The sequence below is a fragment of the Aureibaculum marinum genome, assembly GCF_003813905.1.
Lineage (GTDB): Bacteria > Bacteroidota > Bacteroidia > Flavobacteriales > Flavobacteriaceae > Aureibaculum > Aureibaculum marinum.
Genome location: NZ_RPFJ01000037.1, coordinates 1 through 652 on the forward strand (window position 1 = coordinate 1; position 652 = coordinate 652).

A 652-nucleotide genomic window follows, 5' to 3' on the forward strand; every position below is an offset into this window, starting at 1 on the left:
AAAGAGAGAATTAAGGTTAATATATACGGTGAAGCTTAGACTTCGACAACATTGGTAATCCTCTCTCTTTTCTACTTAAAATCACGTTCAGTTCTGTGAGACCTAGATCTCGTTTTCAAGTTGTTGTGAGCCCAGTAGATTATTCTTTCATAAATCATTTTATATGAATAAATATACAGAAACTTTTGGAATTGACATTAGTGCAGCTATTTTTGATTGCTATGGCAGCAAACAAGGTCATTTACAATTTAAAAACACAGAAAAAGGTTTTCTAAAGTTTCTACAAACTTTAGAAGTTAATACTTTAGTTGTCATGGAAGCAACAGGCTATTATCATTATAGGTTAGCACAGTTTTTACATAGAAAAAAACAAATTGTTTCTGTAGTAAACCCTTTATCTGTAAAACGATTTATACAGATGAAATTAGCTAAAGTCAAAACAGACAAAAGTGATGCTAAAGCAATTTGTGAATATGGTCTTATTAATGAGGTTCCACTTTATAATGCCCTTACCGAGGTTCAAAGTGAATGCTTACAACTCTTTAGACTGATGGATAGTTTTTTAAAGAAAAGAACAGCCACGAAGAATAAGTTACACGGAGAAGAAGTGTTAGGAATTCCTTCAAAATGGGTGTATCGTTCTTTAAAAAGA

General features: G+C 31.7%; 1 protein-coding gene. It reads left to right on the plus strand.

Going from position 1 to position 652, the window contains the following annotated elements; genetic code table 11:
• Window positions 1-163: 163 nt before the first annotated feature.
• On the plus strand, window positions 164-652 hold a 489-nt coding region (locus EGM88_RS13545), incomplete at its 3' end, for an IS110 family transposase (protein ID WP_148084090.1).